Annotated in this window: 19 protein-coding genes; 3 read left to right on the top strand and 16 right to left on the bottom strand. The window is 63.9% G+C overall.

The annotated features are described in order from the left end of the window. The first annotated feature begins 134 nt into the window (after positions 1 to 134). Positions 135 to 1,100 carry an alpha/beta fold hydrolase gene (locus tag NFJ07_RS00630; RefSeq protein ID WP_269991750.1) on the top strand — a complete coding sequence of 322 codons (966 nt, stop codon included), beginning with the start codon at positions 135 to 137 and terminating at the stop codon, positions 1,098 to 1,100. A 34-nt stretch (positions 1,101 to 1,134) separates the two neighbouring features. Here the strand turns inward: NFJ07_RS00630 and NFJ07_RS00625 are convergent, their stop codons facing one another. After that, positions 1,135 to 2,436, bottom strand: a complete 1,302-nt coding sequence (locus tag NFJ07_RS00625) for a hypothetical protein (RefSeq protein ID WP_269991749.1) — start codon at positions 2,434 to 2,436, stop codon at positions 1,135 to 1,137. A 358-nt stretch (positions 2,437 to 2,794) separates the two neighbouring features. Then, positions 2,795 to 3,862 carry a YeiH family protein gene (locus NFJ07_RS00620; RefSeq protein WP_269991748.1) on the bottom strand — a complete coding sequence of 356 codons (1,068 nt, stop codon included), beginning with the start codon at positions 3,860 to 3,862 and terminating at the stop codon, positions 2,795 to 2,797. Between the two features lie 166 nt (positions 3,863 to 4,028). Here NFJ07_RS00620 and NFJ07_RS00615 point away from each other — a divergent pair, with 166 nt between their 5' ends. Then, positions 4,029 to 4,934: a LysR family transcriptional regulator gene (locus NFJ07_RS00615; RefSeq protein ID WP_269991747.1), complete on the top strand. Its 906-nt coding sequence runs from the start codon at positions 4,029 to 4,031 to the stop codon at positions 4,932 to 4,934. A gap of 174 nt (positions 4,935 to 5,108) precedes the next feature. Next, a complete protein-coding gene (locus NFJ07_RS00610) occupies positions 5,109 to 5,495 on the top strand; it encodes a DsrE family protein (protein ID WP_269991746.1) in 387 nt (128 codons plus the stop codon). 220 nt (positions 5,496 to 5,715) lie between these two features. Here NFJ07_RS00610 and NFJ07_RS00605 read toward each other — a convergent pair whose 3' ends face one another. The 14 genes from NFJ07_RS00605 to NFJ07_RS00540 form a co-directional block, all read right to left on the bottom strand. After that, positions 5,716 to 6,687 carry a carbohydrate kinase family protein gene (locus NFJ07_RS00605; protein WP_269991744.1) on the bottom strand — a complete coding sequence of 324 codons (972 nt, stop codon included), beginning with the start codon at positions 6,685 to 6,687 and terminating at the stop codon, positions 5,716 to 5,718. After that, complete coding sequence (locus NFJ07_RS00600) at positions 6,680 to 7,204, bottom strand: ureidoglycolate lyase (protein WP_269991742.1); 525 nt, start codon at positions 7,202 to 7,204, stop codon at positions 6,680 to 6,682. Before NFJ07_RS00600 ends, NFJ07_RS00605 begins: the two co-directional genes overlap by 8 nt. 2 nt (positions 7,205 to 7,206) lie before the next feature. Next, complete coding sequence (locus NFJ07_RS00595; protein ID WP_269991741.1) at positions 7,207 to 7,986, bottom strand: BtpA/SgcQ family protein; 780 nt, start codon at positions 7,984 to 7,986, stop codon at positions 7,207 to 7,209. Between the two features lie 54 nt (positions 7,987 to 8,040). After that, a complete protein-coding gene (locus NFJ07_RS00590; protein WP_269991740.1) occupies positions 8,041 to 8,802 on the bottom strand; it encodes a GntR family transcriptional regulator in 762 nt (253 codons plus the stop codon). 27 nt (positions 8,803 to 8,829) lie between these two features. After that, complete coding sequence (locus NFJ07_RS00585) at positions 8,830 to 9,750, bottom strand: ABC transporter substrate-binding protein (RefSeq protein WP_269991739.1); 921 nt, start codon at positions 9,748 to 9,750, stop codon at positions 8,830 to 8,832. Positions 9,751 to 9,803: 53 nt separating this feature from the next. Next, complete coding sequence (locus tag NFJ07_RS00580) at positions 9,804 to 10,571, bottom strand: amino acid ABC transporter ATP-binding protein (RefSeq protein WP_269991737.1); 768 nt, start codon at positions 10,569 to 10,571, stop codon at positions 9,804 to 9,806. Beyond that, entirely contained in the window at positions 10,568 to 11,515 is a 948-nt protein-coding gene (locus tag NFJ07_RS00575) for an amino acid ABC transporter permease (protein WP_269991736.1), read from the bottom strand. The genes NFJ07_RS00580 and NFJ07_RS00575 overlap by 4 nt, the downstream gene beginning before the upstream one ends. A 607-nt stretch (positions 11,516 to 12,122) precedes the next feature. After that, a complete protein-coding gene (locus tag NFJ07_RS25990) occupies positions 12,123 to 12,536 on the bottom strand; it encodes a Fic family protein (RefSeq protein WP_442865267.1) in 414 nt (137 codons plus the stop codon). Continuing rightward, the gene (locus NFJ07_RS00565; RefSeq protein WP_269991734.1) at positions 12,440 to 13,483 is read right to left on the bottom strand and encodes a LacI family DNA-binding transcriptional regulator; all 1,044 of its coding nucleotides are present in this window, start codon (positions 13,481 to 13,483) and stop codon (positions 12,440 to 12,442) included. The genes NFJ07_RS25990 and NFJ07_RS00565 overlap by 97 nt, the downstream gene beginning before the upstream one ends. Further along, a complete protein-coding gene (locus tag NFJ07_RS00560) occupies positions 13,480 to 15,216 on the bottom strand; it encodes a glycoside hydrolase family 36 protein (RefSeq protein WP_269991733.1) in 1,737 nt (578 codons plus the stop codon). The genes NFJ07_RS00565 and NFJ07_RS00560 overlap by 4 nt, the downstream gene beginning before the upstream one ends. Positions 15,217 to 15,220: 4 nt before the next feature. Beyond that, entirely contained in the window at positions 15,221 to 16,057 is an 837-nt protein-coding gene (locus NFJ07_RS00555) for a carbohydrate ABC transporter permease (protein ID WP_269991732.1), read from the bottom strand. Next, complete coding sequence (locus NFJ07_RS00550) at positions 16,047 to 16,973, bottom strand: carbohydrate ABC transporter permease (protein WP_269991731.1); 927 nt, start codon at positions 16,971 to 16,973, stop codon at positions 16,047 to 16,049. Before NFJ07_RS00550 ends, NFJ07_RS00555 begins: the two co-directional genes overlap by 11 nt. Further along, entirely contained in the window at positions 16,970 to 18,310 is a 1,341-nt protein-coding gene (locus NFJ07_RS00545; RefSeq protein WP_269991729.1) for an ABC transporter substrate-binding protein, read from the bottom strand. Before NFJ07_RS00545 ends, NFJ07_RS00550 begins: the two co-directional genes overlap by 4 nt. Positions 18,311 to 18,368: 58 nt before the next feature. After that, positions 18,369 to 19,502: an aminotransferase class V-fold PLP-dependent enzyme gene (locus NFJ07_RS00540; protein ID WP_269991727.1), complete on the bottom strand. Its 1,134-nt coding sequence runs from the start codon at positions 19,500 to 19,502 to the stop codon at positions 18,369 to 18,371. Positions 19,503 to 19,528: the final 26 nt, after the last annotated feature.

Below are 19,528 nucleotides of genomic sequence, written 5' to 3'. Positions count from 1 at the left end.
AAATGCGAGCGAGTGGACATTTCCTTGGCAAGTCCGTCTTCCAAACGCATTCACCATCGACGCCGGAACCAGCAGTCCCATCCGGTACCTCTGCGGCTACGAACTAGTTTCAGAGAGCGAAAGCGAAGGTGACCATGAGTGTCCAGCAGAAAAGCGCCCCCACGCTGCGGCGGCATGTCTTTCCCACGGAGCTGGGTCCCTGCACGGTGCGTGTCCAGCAGGGTGCCCGGGGACCGTGTGCCACGTCCGGCATCCCGGATGTCTACCTCCACGGCGCCGCAGGTTCCTGGACCACCTTCCGGCCCCTGCTTTCCGGGGCACCGGCCAATGACCGGGTCCTGTTTGATCTGCCGGGCTGGGGCGAATCCACGAACGGTGCCCGGCTGGAACATTTCAGCGTCGACGCGATGGCACGCACTGTCACCGGGGTACTGGACGCGCTCGGCTACCGGCGTTGGAACCTGGTGGGCCACTCCATGGGAGGCTTCCTGGCCTTGCACATGGCCGCGGTATGGCCGGAACAGACCGCCAGCGTAGCCGCCATTTCGGCCACCACATTCGGCGTGTCCGAGGCGGCACGGACGCCATTGCGCAGCCTTCACAGATTCCCGTCGTTCGCCGGCATGCTGCTGGCCATGCGCTCCATGGCAGCCCTCGGTCCGGCAGGGACGGCACTGGTCCGTGCCATCGCCGCCACACCCCTGATGGGACCACTGATGTCCCCGTTCTTCGCAGATCCGGCAGCCATTCCCCCGACGGTGTTCCGCGATCTAGGCGATGACGCCCGGCCGGCCAGCTTCTCCGCTGCCGCCAGGGCAGCCGCCCACTACGATTTCGGCCGGTGGCGCGGCATCCTCTGCCCGGTGCTGGCAATCCGCGGCGACAGCGATGTGTTCACGCCTCCATCCGACCTTGCCCGGCTGGCCGAAATAGTCCCCCACGCCCGGCTGTCGACGATCCCGCACTGCGGCCATTTCGCCAACATCGAACGGCCCGAGCAAGTACAGCGGCTGCTCGACGACCTGTGGTCACGGGGAGGTGTGCCAAGACCACCATCGATCCTGCTGAGCAGCACTCGGAGTCCGGCACTCTTCACGTGAAGGGTGCCGGACTGCGGTCGTTGAGTTCCAGGGTCTATCCGGGGGCCAGCGGTTGGCCGTTGGTGGCTTCCAGTATCAGGCCGTCCAGGCTGGGACCCTCCACGCCCGCAATCCGCACAGCCGATGCGCCGGCGCCGTTGGCGATGATCTTCCCACCGACATCCAGCCTGCCGACGGGACCTTCCAGGTCCACGGTGGCCAGGCCGTCGCCGTCGGTGGAGATGTCCATCCCGATGTCCACGGAGCCGATGTGCCCGCCGGGCTTCACGCTGAGGGCGATGGCCGCCAACGGCATCAGGACGCCCTTGACCAGACTTTCACCGGTGCCGCCGGAAGTGGTCAGGCTGCCCTTGATGGTCAGTTTGGGCAAGTCGCGGCTGACCTGCACGCCCACGGACCCGTCCCCGTGCGTGGTGATCGAGTCGAACACGGCTTCGCGCAAGGTGCCATCGTAGACGTTGAATCCGCGGGCACCCAGTCCGGTGGTTTCAATGGGGGCCTCCACGGTGAGCACGCCGATGTCGCCGAAGTTGACGAAACCGATGCCGCTGGGACCGTGCGAGGTGACCTTGGCCTTGGCCGTCCAGTTCTCCACGGCGCCCCAGTTGTCCAGGACCATGTCGTTCTGGCCGAACGTGGTGGTGGTGCCCAGGTTCACCACGTCCGCGGCATTCGCGCCGCTGATGATGAAGACACCGCCGCTGATCAGATCCGGTGTACCAGGGGCGATGCCGCCGTCGGAGAAGACGTCCCCGGTGGAGAGCACTTCGACGGCGACGGCGCCGCCGTCGGCCTTGCCGGCCGCATCGCCGTGGCCGCCGACGAACACGCCGCTGCCGCGCACGGGCTTCTGCGCGCTGCCGGCGGAGATGTTCTCCAGCCGTGCGGTGAGCACGACGGCGGTTTCCGGCTGCCGGTTCCAAAGGGTGAAGGCGCCCTGCATCGCCTCGACCCCGAACCCGGTGGGTCGGTCCGCCCGACCGCGCGTGTCCGCCTCCGCGACGTGCACGCCGTCGGCCTCGATCCGACCGGCCCGGATGCTGCCTTCCGCGCTGAGATAGACCTGCCCGTAGCTGGTCACGTTCTTCAGTCGAAGCGTGCCCAGGTCCTCCACCGAGGGGTCGTTGTAGATGGCGAGCTCATGCGCCGGGGTTCGCACAGTGATGTTTTCGACCGAGTTATCCCGCGTCAGCCGCAGGCCTTTGGCCCCGAAGACGAACTCGCCGCCGCGCAGCGCCACTCCGGGAGGCAAGGTCACCGAGGGCATCCCCTTCAGTGTTCCGGATACCTCGATTTCCTTGGCCCCCTCCGCCAGCGCCTCGTTGAGCTGAGCCACATTCGATACCTGTGTCCAGGACACGACATCACCACCGTTCTTCGAATCGGAAACTTGGGCTGGCGGCCTCATTGGGTGCCGTCCCTCGCATGATACTCCCGGAGCTTAGACGGGAAGAGGGTCATCGGAACTGCGATGGCCAACCCTGCCGAACCATTTAGCGGGCAGATCTACCGGCCAGCACCTGGCAGATTTAATGGCGACCAGCGGGCCATCGACCTGCCGCCCGTGAGGTCCCTGCCTGAAACGCAGAGACCTCGTCAGAGGGACCCCAGCAGGGTCAATGCAGACACCGTAAAGCACACATTTCAGTCGTCGTGTCCGTCATGAGTTCCATGGTGGTGCTAAGGATACGTTCCTAGATGAAGTGCACACCGACAAATGCCAGAGCTGCGATGAGACCCCAGGAGAGCATCGCTGCGATGATGGCCCTGCCACTGGTTTGGAGCAGAGACCGGACCTGCACTGACGCCCCAAGCCCGCACAGCGCTGCGGCAAGCAGCAGGTCCTGGACCGTGCCGGCAACTTCGAGGACAACGGGTGGCAGGATCCCCAGCGTCCGCAAAACGATCATCGCCATGAACCCGGCCACGAAGAGCGGGATCAGCGGAGGAAGCTTGATGCCGGTATTCTCAGCGCCGTTGTCCGTCCGTCGGCGGCGGAAGCGTTCCACCAGCGCGGCTCCGGCGACCATCGGCGCAAGCATCAGCACACGGGTGAGCTTGATGATGAGCGCCCCGGCAAGGGAAGCAGCGCCCGCCGTCTGCGCCGTTGCCACAACCTGCCCCACATCGTGGACACTGGCTCCCACCCAGTATCCGAACTGAACAGCGTCCAGGCCAAGGGGTCCCTTGAGCGCGGGAAGGGCCGCGATCGCCAGCGTTCCGCACAGGGTCACAAGGGCGATTGGAACAACAGTGTCGCGGTGATCCGTTTTGGTGACCCCGCTCATGGCCCCAATGGCGGACGCGCCGCAAATGGAAAATCCTGTGGCAAGAAGCAGGGGCTGATCGCCCGGAAGTTTCAGTGCCCTGCCCAGGACCAGCGTTCCCATAAAGGTCAGCAGGACAATGCCAACCACGATCGCCAGCGTCTTCCAGCCCAGCGCAGCCACATCGATCAGGCTGAGTTTGAGACCCAGCAGAACGATTCCCAGCCGCATGAACCGCTTGGCGGAAAGCACCAGCCCGGGCTGCAGGACTCCTTCCACGGCGGTACTGATCCCGGGGAGATTCGCAGAAAGAATTCCCAGCATGACTGACGCCGTCAGGAAAGGCATCACCGGGACGGTCAAATGGATCAGCCAGGCAACGGCGACCGCGGCCGCTGCCGCCGCCAGTCCGGGCAACCGCTTGCTCCGCAAGCCCCGGGGAAGCAGCGTATCCTGCCGTCCGTCTTTTGCGGGTGCGGCAACGTCTTGTCTCATGCTTGTCTGCGTTCCTTCCGGAGCCGGCATGGGCCAGGCTCTGGCTGGATCTCCTGGCTGCTCATCTCCCAATTCTCGCCAGAGATATGGTCCCGGGATAGCCGTCTTCTTGGCATGGGGATATATCAAAATCGCAACACGCTTCGCATCGTTATATGCTTAGCGCATGGCAAAGTGGCCGGATCTGACCGTACTGGAGCTAGTAGTTGGAGTGGACGATTACGGAAGCCTTAGCGCTGCCAGTCGACGGGCGGGCCTGGCTCAACCCAACGCGAGCCGATCGATCAGGGTGCTGGAGCGCCAGCTGGGCATGACGTTACTGCAGCGCAGTCCAGCAGGTTCCACGCTTACCCCCCAAGGCACGGTCGTGGCCCACTGGGCGCGAAGGATCCTCGCCGAAGCGCGGCAGATGCTGCAGGCTACCGATTCCCTGCGCGCCGAGAGGCGGACCGCACTTACGGTAGCTGCCAGCATGACTGTCGCCGAGCACCTGGTACCCAGTTGGCTTGGCACCTTTGGAATGCTGCACCCCGAAGCGCGAATACACCTTCTAGTCCATAATTCCGCGCAGGTTTTCGAGGATGTGACCAGCGGAGCCTGCGATATAGGCTTCGTGGAATCTCCGACCATCCCCCGGACCCTGCATAGCCTCACGGTGGCCCGCGACGAACTCGTCGTTGTCGTTCACCCTAAACACCCGTGGACCCGGCGGCGGGAGCCCATCTCCGCTGCCGAACTAGCATCAACATCATTGATCGTCCGCGAACCGGGGTCAGGCACCCGGATCACGCTTGACCTTGCATTGGCCGAGTACCCGCGCGCGGCTCCCTTGCTCGAACTGGGCAGCGCGGCCGCCATCCGTACAAGCGTTTTGGCCGGCATGGGCCCTTCAGTGATGAGCACCCTCGCAGTGGCAGACCAAGTAAGGACCGGAGAACTAAAGATCATCCCGGTCCAAGATCTTGTCCTGCACCGGGCGCTGCGTGCGGTATGGAACGGCCCCCGTCAACTATCAGGCCCGGAAGCAGAGCTCGTGCGGCTCGTTCGCAGCCCGAGAACATCCCAAAACTAGACCTCACGACCAACACCCGGCCGGCCGGGGCAAGACTTGGAGGACTCGCGTCTCAACACACAGTCGCCATCGTCGCGGAGGTTGCCGCACTACGCCGGCCGCAGACTCGGCGCGATATTCACCCCACGTCTTCCCCGGGCCAAAGGTTGGCCCGCCGATGTTGAAGGAGCCCTCATGCCGGACACCGAATTTTCAAACGATACCCCGGAGGCCGATACCCCGCGGGGTGTTCTGGTCCACAGCGCGGGACCGGCCGAGAGCGCCAGGCTCGCTGCAACCCTGCGCAGTGCCGCAAACGCAGTGGCAGCCCTCGCTCCGGGTGTCACCGTTGAGGTTGTTGTTCAGGGCCCGGGAGTGGGTCTGCTGGTCACAGGTTCAACGTTGGGGAAGCCCATCGGTGAAGCAATCGGTCAAGGCATCCGGATCCTTGCGTGCCGGAATAGCCTGCGTTCCGCGGACCTGACACCGGGGCAGCTCCTCGCAGGGGTCGGATCCGTGCCGGCGGCAATAGCCCATCTCGCGACGCGCCAGTGGGAAGGGTGGGCGTACATCCGATTGTGACACCCGCTACCACCTCCTGCACTGTTGCGGGAACCTTTACGTGGCATCCCGAAGCGGGCGTCTAAGCGAGGAACGAGCGCGCGGGCCCGCGCGCCGTCCGGGCCCTCTGACCGAGGTCTTCTCGCCATCCCGGCGGCAAAGGGGTGTGCACATTGTGCGCACCCTTCCTATTGCGCACCGGCCGGCGATCGAGGCCATCGACGTCCGGTCGGCACCCTCCCTAGGGCACGGCCAAAGGCACCGCCTGGGATCGCCGGAACTCCTCGATCTGCTTACTAGAGGCAACCCCTCCCCGCGGGCCCTCAATGGTTACGGCTCGGGATGCTGCGGCTACGGCAAACTCCACGGCCGAGCGCAGATCTGTAGATTCCGCTAGCGCAAAGACCAAGGCTCCACCAAACGTGTCCCCCGCTCCGGTCACGTCGACCACAGGTACGGTGTAGCCAGTGACCGTCTGGACACCGGCGCCGTCGTAGATTTCCGCTCCTGCCGCCGCCAGTGTGCGGATGATGGTCCGGACCTCGTTGCTGCGCATCCAGTCATTGACGGCGGCCAGATCCTGTCCGCCAAAGGAAAGCCCAAAGCCGATCTCGTTCATAATGATGACCTCCGATCCGCGTAGATACGCCACCTCCTCGGCAATAAAACCGTCCACATCGAGGTCAAACACCAGCCTGCGGCCGTGGCTGCGCAGATCTGCCAGCACCTCGTCCGCGGCTAGCTCCCCGCCGTCGTTGCTGGCCGCCCGCAGGCGCTTGGCCCGGGATAGCGTCGTGTACAGGTGGCCCGGTGAGCGCAGGGCCACCATCATTGCAGCCGGGACAGCCATGGGTAGATTTCCCGCCTCAGCGTACAGGACCACATGCTCGCCGCCGACGAGGAAGATCATGTTGCGGGGGTCTGGAACCTCCGGGTGGTAGAGCATGTGCATGGTCTTCAGCCCGTGGTTACCCAGGTCCTCAAGCAGCCGTTCGGTCAGGGCTCCGTGGTTCAGCAGTGAAACGAACTCCGTGGACCCGCCCAGCCCCGCGTGGACTGCCGCCGCGTTGGCAATGCTGCCGCCCACATAGCCGCCGGTTTCCTGGAAGGATGCCTTGTCGGCCAGGCCCGGCCAGCGCTCCGCCGTGTAATACACATCCAGTGCAACATCGCCGATGAAGAATGCCGTCGGACGCCGTGTCGCGTTATCCATTCTCGGCCCCTGTGTTGCTTGCATCGACCGAGATGTGAACCGGCCCGCCGCTGACATCGGTCCAGGTCGGCCCGCCGTCGCCGCCGCAGGTTGCCATCCAGTAGTAGTGGGCTTCCCCGTCCAGCCCGTGGCAGGCGTCATGCCAGGTGCCCTGGTGCAGCACGACGGCGGTGCCTGGCTTGATGATGAAGGCCCGCACCGCATGCGCCTCGGGGTACCTCCCCTCGTTGGGCGGCGCGACAGCGAGCACGACGGCCGAACCTGCGGTGAACAACGCCTCCTCGGTGGCCAGGTGGCGTTCCATCTGACTCGTGGCAAACGGCAAACCAGCACCAAGGGTCATCCCGAGGCTCCCATTGGTGCTGATGAGCGGGTTGGCGGTGTAGGCATCGGACCAGCCATCGCCGGCGGAGACCACCAGGCGCGCCGCCGGGTCCTCGGGCTGGATGGCCGGGGCCATGGCGTGGACCCGCCCGAAGGGTGCGAAATCCTCCGCCCGCACCTCAGTTGCTAGCACCCTCACCGTACGGCCCGCCCATATACGCCAGAGTTGGCCGTGCGCACTGCCAGGACCTGCGCCACTAGTTCCTCCACGTGGGGGCCGAAGATCCGACCGGTGTCCACGTGGGTGTCCTTTAGGAAGCTGCCCACGATCGCGCCATCGGCCGCCTCCAGCTGTTCCTGGACATTGGCAGCAGTCAATCCCGCGCCAATGATCAGCGGGAAGGAATCGCCGACCACGGAGCGGAAGCGCTGCACCTTTGACACATCGGTCTCCTGGCCCGTGGCGTCGCCGGTGATGACGAACGCATCGCAACGATCCATGCCACTCACCAGATCCTCGGCCTCCGTGCGGCCGGAATTGACCGGCTGGTACTTGAACCGCACGCCGCCAAACAACACCGAGGAGACCTGCCCGCGGAGTTCGGCCAGCTCCACCGCGAAGTCCGCATCGGCGTCCGGCAACAGGTGCCCTGCCACCGAGTCCATCTGGATGAAGTCGACGCGGAATTGGCGGGCCAGCTCGAAGGCGAGCCGGTGGTCATGCAGAACGTTCACGCCCACCAGCAGGTCGGGGTGCTTGCCCTCCAACCATTCCAGAACGTTGCGGACATCGGTCTTGTCGCCGAAGTAGTTCTCCACAACGACGCCGTCCATTCCCCGGCTGCGGAGGATCTCCAGTTCCCCTTGGGCATTGTCGAGCCGTTCCGCGGCGGACTCCCCCGCGAGGTGGAGCATGCCAAGAATGGGCTTGGGTTGGTTGAAGGTCCGGGTAAACCGGCTGTCTCCGATGTTCAAGGGAATGTCCTAACTCAATATTGGGTGTCCCGGCAGTTGCCGGAAATGGAAGGCCTAAACCGACCGCCGCGGTTTGGCCTGCGCTGGGGTGGTTCCGTTCCAGGACGTGCCGACTCGCATTTCCAGCACCGGCGAATACACCACCGAGGTGTGCTCGACCAGTTCATCGTCGCTGCTGTATACGTCGCCGCTGGCGCAGATGAACCCCGGGACGTCGGGAAGCTGGCCGAACACTTTCCGGGTCAGCTCGGACGGCAGCGCCACGGACAGCGTGAGTTCGGAGCGGACCGGAGCCACACCGTAGTGCTCACGCAGCACCTGGTATAAGGACAGCCTGTCGAAACTGAAGGCCTCCAGACCAGGAAACCGGCGAAGATCTAACACTGACGTGTCAAGGTTCAGGAACGTGGGGTGCTGGTCTGTGGCCACGCCACGCGCACGGACAAGCCTTAGCTGGGGCCCCGAGGGGCCTTCCTGGATCTCCTGGGTGAGGATCTCGGTGACGGGCTTCTCGTTAAGGCTTCGGGTGAAGTCCGTGAAGCCGCCGAAGTTCCAGATGCTGTGGTTGATGGGCGTGTAGGAAACAATTGTCCCCTTGCCCCTGATCTGGCGGACCAGCCCCTCGGAGACCAGCAGGGACACTGCATGCCTGACAGTGCTGCGGGTGATGCCGTGCAAATCCCGCAGCACCGTCTCCGAGGGGATGGCCTCTCCTTCCGCGTATCCTCCGTCAAGAATCCGCTGCCGCAGGTCCCGGTAGAGCTGGGCATAAAGCGGTGCCGGATCCTTTGGATCGAGCGCAAACTCAGCTGTCATGCGTACTTGTCCCCCTCGCCTGTTTCTTTACTTGCCGTCGTTGGCGGTAATAGTCTCCAGCGCGCCAGCCTTGAGTCCATACTGGTCCAGAATCTTGCCATAGGTCCCATCGGCCTTCATGGCCGCCATAGTGGCCTTGATCGTGTCGTGAAGCGCGGTGGAGCCCTTGGCGACGGCGATGCCGTAGTTGCCCGGCTCCAATAGGTTGCCGATCGTATAGAACTTGTTGGGCTGCTGCTTCTGCAGGTCAAGTATGCCCTCGAAGCCAATGAGCGACGCCTGCGCGCGGTCCTGCTGCATCTGCAGGATCTCCTCGGCCTGGGTGGGGATCTGGAGGATCTTGATGGGGTTATCGGCCGGGCAGGTCGACTTGCTCAGTTCCTCGGTGGATGCCACCCAGCTGGTTCCGGTGGAGACCGTCACCGTGCGCCCGCACAGGTCCGCAAGGGTCTTGATATCCTTCTGGTTCTGGACCGGTGCAAAGAACTGGTTGCCGGTCCTAAAGTAGTCGACAAAGTCGAGCTGGCCCTGGCGCTTCTGCAGGTCCGAGAAGGCCGTCCAGATGAGGTCTGCCCGGCCGGTGGTCACTGAGACGATTAGCTGGGAGAAATCGACATTCTGGAAGTTGGGCTTAAGCCCAAGCCGTGACGCTACCTCCTTGGCCATGTCGATGTCTGCTCCCTTGAGCTCCGAAGAACCGGCGTCGGAGTATTCCATCGGCGGGTAGGCCAGGCTGATGGCAATGTTGAGCGTGCCGGCATCGCGGATCTTGGCCGGCAACATGGCCCGCAATTCCTGGCTGGCGGTGCTGGTAGCGCCGGCCTGGCTCGGGGCCGAGGCGTGGGTGTTCCCACCGCAGCCGGTCAGTGCCAGAGTGACGGCCAGGGCCAGAATGGCCGGGCCTGCGGTCCGGTTTGCCGTCTTTGTGGTCCAAGAAAGCATCGTCATTGTTGATTCCTTTTCTAAGGTGCAGTGATTTCGATGAGAGAAGCGATGGTGGGTTAGTTCAGAACACGCGCGAGGAAGTTGCGCACACGCGGGTCTTGGGGATTGGCCAGCACGTCTGAGGGTGGCCCAATCTCGCGGATGGTCCCGTCGACCATGATCGCCACACGGTCCGCCACGTCCCGGGCGAAGGCGATTTCGTGGGTGACCACGACCATCGTGGTGCCCGAGGCGGCGAGCTTGCGCATCACGTCCAAGACTTCGCCCACCAGTTCCGGGTCTAGCGCGGAGGTGGGCTCGTCAAAGAGCATCACTTTGGGATTCATGGCCAGGGCCCGGGCAATGGCCACCCGCTGCTTCTGCCCGCCGGAGAGCTGCGAGGGATAGGCTCCGCCTCGGTCGCCCAGTCCGACGGCCGCCAGCAGTTCCTTGCCCCGGGCCGTGGCCGCTGCCCGCGGCTCCTTGCGCACCTTCACCGGGCCCTCGATCACGTTCTGCAGTGCCGTCATGTGGGGAAAGAGATTGAAATGTTGGAAGACCATGCCAATTTCCCGCTGCTGGTGGCGGACCTTGCGGGGTGGGAGTTCCCGCAGCACACCGCCGGCGCGCAGTTCATAGCCAATGATCGAACCATCAATCCAGACCACGCCGTCGTCGAGGGTCTCCAGATGGTTCAGGCAGCGCAGCAGCGTGCTCTTGCCGCCGCCCGAGGGTCCCAAAATGCACAGGACCTCTCCGTCGCTGACGTCCAAGTCAACGCCGTTCAATACCGCTTGCCCATTGAAGCTCTTGTGGACGTTGATGGCTTTGACGACTGTCGTCATGACCGCTCCTCGTTGGCCGGCCGCGGTGCCGTGCGGGACAGGCCAAAGCTGAATCGGAAAGGTGGACGGCTTGCAACACCCGCCACGCCACGGCCGTAATACCGCTCGATGTAGAACTGGACAATGTTCAACACAGTGGTGCCCAGCAGGTACCAGACGGCACAGACCAGGAGCAGTTCGATGACAGCGCCGTTGACGAAATAAACCTGCTGGGCGGCATTGAGCATTTCCGTGAATGAAATGGCGGTGGCCAGGGAGGAGAACTTGAGCATTCCGATGGCCGAGTTCCCCATCGGCGGAATGATCAGGCGCATTGTTTGGGGCAGGATGATCCGCCACAGTGTCTGAAATCGCGACATGCCGATGGTCTTGGCGGCCTCGGTCTGGCCATGGTCGACGGAGCTGATGCCGCCGCGGACCACCTCCGTCATGTAGGCGCCTTCGTTGATGCCCAACCCAAGCAGTGCAGCCACAAATGGCGTTACCACGTCCACCGTCCTGGCCTCGAACAGCCCCGGAATGGTGATGGTGGGAAAGACCAGCGCGATGTTGAACCAGATCAGCAGCTGCAAAAGCACCGGAGTCCCCCGGAAGATCCAAACGTACAGCCAGGCGACAAACCGGGTCACCGGATTTTGCGACAGGCGCATCACGGCGAACAATGTGCCCAGCCCGGCGCCAAGGATCATGGCGAAGAAGGAAATGAGGAGGGTGTTGGCAAAGCCGCGCAGAATCACTTCAGCGGTCAGGAACTTTCCCACCACATCCCACTGGATCTTGCCGTCCGCAAATGCCTTGACCAGAAGTGCGAGCAGAATCACCACTGCCACGCCGGACAGCCACCGCCCGGGGTGCTTGAGCCGGACGATCTTGTAACTGCGCTGTTGCAGCGCATCCGCCCCGACACGGTTCGTGTCCGGGGCCGCTTGAGAAAGCATCGGCATGGCCCTCAATTTCTCAGTTGTATGGTCAGGTGTACAACTTGAACCTAGAGTGGCACAGACCACAAGTCAAGTCTCGATGGAATGTGACCGTCGAGCTTCGGCGGTTCCGACAGAGGGTCGCAATGCAGATTAAGGGGATCAAACGCCAAAGCCGGTTCCTATGGGAGTCCGTCACCTGCAGGCGCAAATGGTTAGCTTGAGACGGTACCAAACAGTCAGAAAGTGGCCCGGGCAGGCTCTTGTAGAGGTCGCTGCGGGAAGATGCCCACGAAAGCTTTCCCTACGTCATGTTGGAAGCCACGATTCCCGCGATGAATAGACATAAGGCAGAAAACCGGACCACCGACCCCGGGAGGCGAGGTCCCCCGATGGTCAACAACAAGGGCAACCCACACGCCATGGACCCGTAAAGCCGAGCCAAATCGCCGCGCCAAACGGAGTCAGTATCAACACCTTGGCGCGTTTTGTGCACAGGTCGAGGCCCAAAGACCCCTGAGCTGCGGAAACGCTGTGCCCGAGGTGGGACCCGAACCGCATTCGAACCCTTTAAAACACAGGGAAGTCCAGAAAACATGCCGAGTCCGGGCCAGTCCGGCCTACGTACGCCCTAGGCCGACGGGCAGGCTGTGCACATTGTGCACACCCCGTCGATCCACAGCAGCAGGACCATCAGCGTCCAGGCGGTGCCTTTGTTGCGGTCGATGAGCGGATGAAACCTAGCCAGGGACTCGAGTAGTGCTGCCGCCTTCAGTGCCAGTTGAGGATAGGCTTCGACGCCCATGACCGTCGTTGCGGGGCGCGCCAGGGCGGAGGCGAGAAGCCCGACATCACGGCTCAGACCGCGCTGGCCAGAAAGGAGATGCTTCGCCGCGAAGAACCCACTACCCTTGGGACCCCAGGCCGCCCACCATGTGCCCGTCCCGGTTAGATGCTGTCGCGGATGATGATCTCCGGAGGCAGTAAGGAGCCTGCCCCGGCAGGCTCCCCACTCTGCACCTGAGCCAGTAGCCGGGCCATCAATTCGCTGGCGATGCTCCGCAGCGGCATCCGGACGGAAGTCAGCCGCGGTGACAAGAGCCCGCACAGCGGCAGGTCGTTGAACCCGACGACGGCGATGTCCACGCCAACGCTGAGGCCCTCGCCGCGAACTGCGTCATAGGCTGCCAGGGCCAGCAAATCGGCGGCCGCGACCAATGCACTTGGACGTTCCGCAGACTGCAGCAGACCTCGGACGGCCGCCGTGAGTTCTTCGCGGAATTCCCCGGACTCCGATGGTTCAAATACGGTGGCGACTTCCAACCCGAATTGGCCGGCCCCGCGGCGGAATCCTTTGTAGCGGTTGCTCATCCAGGGCACGCCTGTGGACGATCCGATGTACCCGACCCTACGGTGGCCCCGGGCCGCCAGCAAAGCAGCAACGTCGTACATTCCCTGTGCATTGTCCGCGTCAACCCAATCCTGCGGCCGGCCTGGGCCCGTCTGGCCAAAGGCGACAAACGGAAACCCAAGTTCGCTGAGGTGGTCCACCCGCGGATCGTCGAGGAGGACGTCGGAGAGGACGAATCCGTCCACCTGCCGGGCTGCAATCAGGTCGTCGAAGGCTTTGCGCGGATCCGATACGGCCGACTGGGGCCGGAATAGGAGCACCCTGTAGCCCACCGCCGCCGCGGCATCGCACAGCGCGGTCAGGAAACCACCCATCACCGGATTCGGGTTGAATGGATCATCGTCGGGCGCCAGGTAACCGATAGTGTAGCGCAGTCCGGTCTTAAGACTGCGCGCTGACTGGTCCGGCTGGTAGCCGAGGCCCTCAATGACGGCCGTGACCCTTTTCAGGGTTTCCTCGCGCACCCTGTGCGGCGCATTGAGCGCATTGGAAACGGTCTGCCGGGAAACTCCGGCAACGCGGGCCACATCCTCGATGGTGACCCCGCTGCCGGAGCGTCCCCGGCTGTTTCTAACTGTCATTCACCCTCAGATGTCCGATTGGCCAAGGTCAGCAGTCCGCCCGTGGGCACGCAGACCTCCGTGATGCTCCGCTCGAAAGATACCATCCCGCGGGACACCGTCCGCCCCCGCGCGTCCTGCACGGTGGCGTGAAGCTCCCCCCGGAAGTCCCCGATCAGCAGCACACGGGTGTCGTGGTCGGCGTTGGCCACGAGGAAATGTGTCCATCCCGTAGCCGGCACCTCGACGGGCAGCGGAGCATATCTGGCGACAACAACTGTGTCCGCGCCGCTGACCCGCACCAGCGGATAACCCAACTCGGGCCGGGCAGGTTGGAACCGGCCCAATTGAAGGACATCTCGGTTGCTGCGGAACTGGCCCAGCCAGAACCTGAGCGCTTCGAGCTGCTCCGGCGTCTGTGTGGTCAGGTCCACCGAAATCTGCGGCACCGAGAAGAGCACATTGATCAAATGCACACCGACCTGCTCCGGCGTTTCGCTCGGATGCCACATCAGCATGTCCGCATGGACGGCCAGCGGCCCGGAAGTCAACCGCAGATCGACGGTGCGCTGGCGGTTTTCAGCGGGGCTCAGCGGACAATCGGTGGCACGGATCATGGAGGCGTACGGCCACAGTCCATGGCTCACATAGGGCTGGCGATGTTCCACCATGGCCTCCGGGTTGGCAGCGGTGATGCGGCCGTGGATGGCGGCCAGCAGGCGCTCGACGCCGTCGGCGACCTCCTCGCAATCGGCCTCGGGTCCCGGCGCGGGGGCATCGGGCGCTGCGAACCAGTCCACAAAATCGATCTTGAGTCCGTCCATGCCCCATTCCTCGACGGCGCGGACGAGCCGGCCCACCAGGTAGTCCCTCACTGCCGGGTACCGGGGGTCCACCACAATGGCCTGCATGTGTTCCAAATTGCGCAGCGCGTAGGGCTTGAACCGGTCCCACACTGCACTGTCCCAGCCAATGAACGGCAGTGCATACCAGAGCACGTAGGCCATGCCCTGGTCGTGGACCCGCTGGACGTGCTTTCCCGTCTCCGGCAACGACAGCGGCTCCCAGTCGCCGCAGTGCCCGTATCCGCGCGTCCGGTCCGCCGTCATCCAGCCGTCGTCGACAATGATGACATCGCACCCGAGGTCTTTGGCCAATGCGGATTGCGTTTCCACAGCGGCCGGGCTGATGTTTTGGTGCATCGAGTACCAGGTGGAGTAGGCAGGCATCCGTGCAGCATCGGGAACATGCTGGGCACCTCCGCCGGACCACCATGAGGCGACGTCGGCCAGAGTCTGGGCGTAGTGCCGGGCAGATAAGTCGATCCGGACCGTCAGCCGGCCCCGTGCCTGGACCCAGACCCGGAATTCCCCCGATTCCTCGGCGACGCCCGCGCTGGCCAAGGCGATGGTCTGGGCCGCGGCGAAGGTGCAGATGGCCTTGTCCCCGGAGCCGATGAGCGAGCCTACGGTGGATCCGTTGGCGAGGGTGCTGGACTGGGGTTTGGCCCATGCCGCCGGCAGCCAGCGCGAGCTGGAACCGCCAGGGGTCCAGTAGGCCGCGGCCTCTGTGCACGGCAGGCGCCATTCCAGGCGCACATCGGCGTCACCGGTGACGTCGATTTCCATGACGCCAAGGGCGACCCGGCGGCTGGACGCAGCGCCGCCGTAGACGTTCAGGGCGAGTCCGTCGAGCTCTATCGATTCAGGCAGCGCAGCGGCCTGGGGGGCATGTGGTTCCCACAGTGTAATCATGTGTCTATCCTTTGGTTGCGCCGGCCAGCAGGCCGGAAATGAACTGTCGTTGAAGCACTACAAAGAGGATCATCATTGGCACCGTGGAAACGGCAGTCCCCATCAGGATGGCGCCGTAGTCGGTGTTGGCCTGCATGCCGTGCAGGGAGGCCAAGGCCACCGGAAGGGTCTGCATTGCCGGGCTCCGCAGGGTGATGAGCGGCCAAACGAACTGGTTCCACGCGCCCAGGAACAGGAACACGGAGAGTGCCGCCATGACCGGCCGCATGACCGGGACAACGATGCTCCACAGCACGCGCAGCTCCCCCGCGCCGTCCACCCTGGCCGCGTCGAGCAGTTCATTGGGCATGCTGCCCAATGCCTGGCGCATGAGGAAGATGCCGAAGGGGACGCACAGCCCCGGCAGGATCACCGAAGGGTAGCTGTCCATCAGGCCGAATTTCATCATCATTTCGAACAGCGGCACCAGCATCACCTGGTCCGGCACCACCATGGTGGAGAGCAGGAGCACGAAAAGGACGGTCCGTCCGCGGAAAGAGAACTTCGCGAACGCGTATCCAGCCAGCAGGCTCACGATGAGAGCCCCCAATGTTTGGGAACCAGCGATCAGCAAGGAGTTGCCAACCACCCGGAGCAACCCGATCTTTTCGTCTAGCACCATCAGGTTCGCCACCAGGTTTGCGCCCGGAAGCAGCTTCGGTGGCCAGGCAAAGATGTCGTTGCTGTTCTGCGTGGACATCACGATCAGCCAGTAGAACGGGCCGATGGACAGTCCTGTCACGGCCGCCAACAGCAATGTCAGCGGGAGACCCTTAATCCTCGGGAAGGCCTTATTCTTCATTTTTCTCTCCCATGAACTTCATTTGGAGCGCACCAAGAATCACCACAATGATGGTCAGCGCATAGGCAATCGCGGAGGCGTAGCCGAAGTCGAAGTAGCTGAAGCCATTGGCATAGAGGTACATCGACACTGTCATGGTGGCGTTGTCCGGGCCACCGCGAGTGAGCACGAATGGCTCGTCGAATAGCTGCAGGGTGCCGATCGTTGACAGCACCACTGTGAACAGCAGGATCGGGCGAAGATGCGGAATGGTGACCGAGACAAATCTGCGGATCGGCCCCGCACCATCCGTCATGGCGGCTTCATAGAGTTCCTTCGGCACGCCTTGCAAGCCCGCCAGGTAAATGACCGCATAGTAGCCCGTGTAATGCCACGTCAGCACCAGGACTATGGCCATGCGTGCCCACACCGGGTCTCCCAGCCAGTCGACTCCCGGAAGCCCCACCAGCGACAGGAGCCAATTCAATGCACCTTGGTCCTTGTTGAGAAGGAAGGAGAAGATGATGCCGGTGGCCACCAGACCTGTCACGGACGGCATGAACACACCCAACCGCCAGACAACCCGGAGCCGCACATAGATCGAGTTGATGCCCAACGCCATGAGGATCGCCAGCCCGAGCATGACCGGTACCTGGATCACCAGGATTTCCCCGGTGTTCCGCAGCGACGTCCAGAACAATGGATCCGCCAGCAACCGCTGGTAGTTGTCCAGGCCCGCGAAATGCCGTGCCGCTCCCGCCCCGGAGGTCAGGCTGATCCACATGGACGCGACGATCGGGTAAGCCTTGAAGATCGCAAACGTCAACAGGGCCGGCAGAAGGAACAGGTACGGCACCAGCCAGCGCGCGGTGCGCTTCTTCGGGCGGGCCCTCCTCGGGGCGAGTGCTGGAGCGGGCCTGGTCTCCGTTAATGTCATGCGATCTTCCGACCGGTCTGCTGGGCGAGCTGTGCTGCAGCGTCCTTCAAGACCGTTGCCGGGTCGCCGTTCTTGAGGAAGACCTTGACCTGGGCGTCGCTGACCAGTTTGAGTGCGCGGGCGTAGTCGCCGGAGTAGTTGGTGGCGTCGGCGCCCTCCGCAAGCAGTCCGGTGAACGTCTTGAGCACTTCCTGGCCGCCGTAGAACGTCTCGGGCTGGCTGAACACCGGGTCGGTGTAGGCGGAAGTCAGGGCCGGGAAGACACCACCTGATTTGAACATCGTGTTCATGGCGGCCGGGGTGGTCAGTGCGTACTGGATGAACTTCCATGCTGCCATCTTGTTGGGGCTGGACCCCGCAATCGCCAGGTTGGTCGAGTTGACGATGGCGGCCCGCTTGCCGCCCGCGGTGACGGCCGGCGGCTGGGCCAGACGCCACTTGCCCGTTTGGTCCGGGAACTTAGTGGCCAAGTAGTCTGCCGCCCACGCCGGGTACGGGGCAATGCCCACTTTGTTGGCTCCGACCAGCCGGCTCCAGCCGTGCTCACCGGCCGCATCCCCCACCAACCCGGCGTCGTTGAGCTTCTTAATGATGGTCATGGCGGCGATGGCCTTATCGGAGCCCAGGGTGATCTGGCCATCAAGGGTGAAGTAGAACGCGCCCTGCAGCTGAAGCAGCGACTGGAAGAAGTCGAGGTCCGGTGAACCCGAGGCGGGCTTGTCGATGGCGATCATGGAGGCGTCGGGGTTGGCCGCCTTGAAGTCCGGACCAGCGGCAATGACGTCGTCCCAGGTCTTGAAGGCCGTCGGGTCGATGCCAGCTTTCTTGAAGAAGTCCTGGCGGTAGAAGAAGCCCAGCGGGTTGACCTCCCACGGCAGGGCATAGATCCCGCCGTCTTTGCCCGTTACGGTGGGCCAGAGGCCCTGGACAAAGTCAGCTTTGTGGTCGTTGGCGCCGTACTTGGCCAGGTCGGCCAGCCCGCCCGGGAATTTTTCCATGTACCCGGGAAGGTAGTCGCAACCAATGTGCAGGACATCGGCCAGCCCCTGCCCGCCTGCGGCCATTCCCACGGTGATCTTGTCCCAGATGGCGGGGTTGCCGATGTCCTGGACGTCGACGGTGATGCCCGGGTTGTTCTTCTCGAAGTCGGGGACGACGCCGCGCAGGGCCGCGGCGGCACTGGTCCAACTCCACACGGTGATTTTGCCGGTGGCGCCGTCGCCACCGGTGGAGCCGACAGCGGTGGACCCACAAGCGGCCAATGATCCGGCAGCTGCGAAGGTAAGCAGCCCCGCCCCTGTCAATCGGAGCATGCCGCGGCGGGAAAAGTGTTCCATGAATATCTCCTTATGGGTGGTGGTTGTGCCGCACATCGGGCGGCGGCCCGCCTGGTGGTCAGGATGGCTGGGACTGGTTGGCCAGGACTCTGGCCAATACATGGACAATCTGGGGATCGGTGGAGGCATGCGGCGACAGTCGGATCCATCCATCACGGATAGTGGTGGTCAGACCAGCATGCTCAAGGGATTGGTGCAGGCCGGCGGGGTTTGCCCCGGGGATACTGAAGGAGCCGATGCCGCCGCCGGGCCGCGGGTCCCGGACATGTGCCCTGTGCGCCGCGGCCGTGTCCAGGAGCGCCGCCAGGGTATCGGTGATCCGACTTTGGATCCGCCGGATGCCCATCTGCAGGACGAGATCGGCGGCGACGCCATAGGCAGCCACCGCCGCCGGATCCGGGTTGGTCAACGTATGCGCAGCGGCGCCGGGAAGCGGCGGATGCGGGTGCGGTTGACCGTCGAGGGGATCCTGCACACCGGACCAGCCGCCCAGCCCGGGCGCAAGCATCCCGGACACCCGGTCCCTGACCAGCAAGGCCGCGGCCCCCCAGCCGGCCCGGAGCCATTTCTGCCCACCGGAGGCCAGCACATCGGCCGCTTCCACGTCGAACTCGACAGCACCCAGGGCCTGCACTGCGTCGACCACCAAAACCCTCCCGGGGCCGATCAGTTCCTTGATCGTCGCCAGCGGCGCGAGCACACCAGTGAAGGAATCGACGGCGCTAACCGCCACAGCGGTGACTTGCCCGTCCAGCAGGGGGCGGATCGTGTCTGCTGTCACCGGACCATCAATCCACCGGACCTGCGGACCGCCTCGCTCGGCCGCCCGCAGCCAGGGATAGATGTTGGACGGGAAATCCGACCGCGGCACCAGCACCACGCCGGCGCGGTGGCTGAGCGCCTGTGCCGCCGCGAACAACCCATGGCTTGTGGAACTGACGAACGCCACCTCGGATTCGGCCGCCTCCAGCAGCCGGGCAACCGCTCCACGGGCCTGTCCGTGAAGGGCTTCCAGCTGCTGCAGTCCGCCGGCGCTCTGTGTATGGACGGTTCGGGCCGATTCAGCCATCCGGCCGGAGACGGCCGCCGACACCGGTCCAAAGCGGGCAAAGTCCAAATACCCCTGGGGTTCAGCGAACTGCCGGAGATAGGTGTTCATCTTCAGGTTCGGGCTTGCAATATGAACGTTCAAATTTCTTCCACTTCTAAAACGCTTTT

This window comes from Arthrobacter sp. B2a2-09, assembly GCF_027587375.1.
GTDB lineage: Bacteria > Actinomycetota > Actinomycetes > Actinomycetales > Micrococcaceae > Arthrobacter.
Note: the sequence above shows the minus strand (reverse complement) of the source record. Positions and strands in the feature narration are given on the sequence as shown.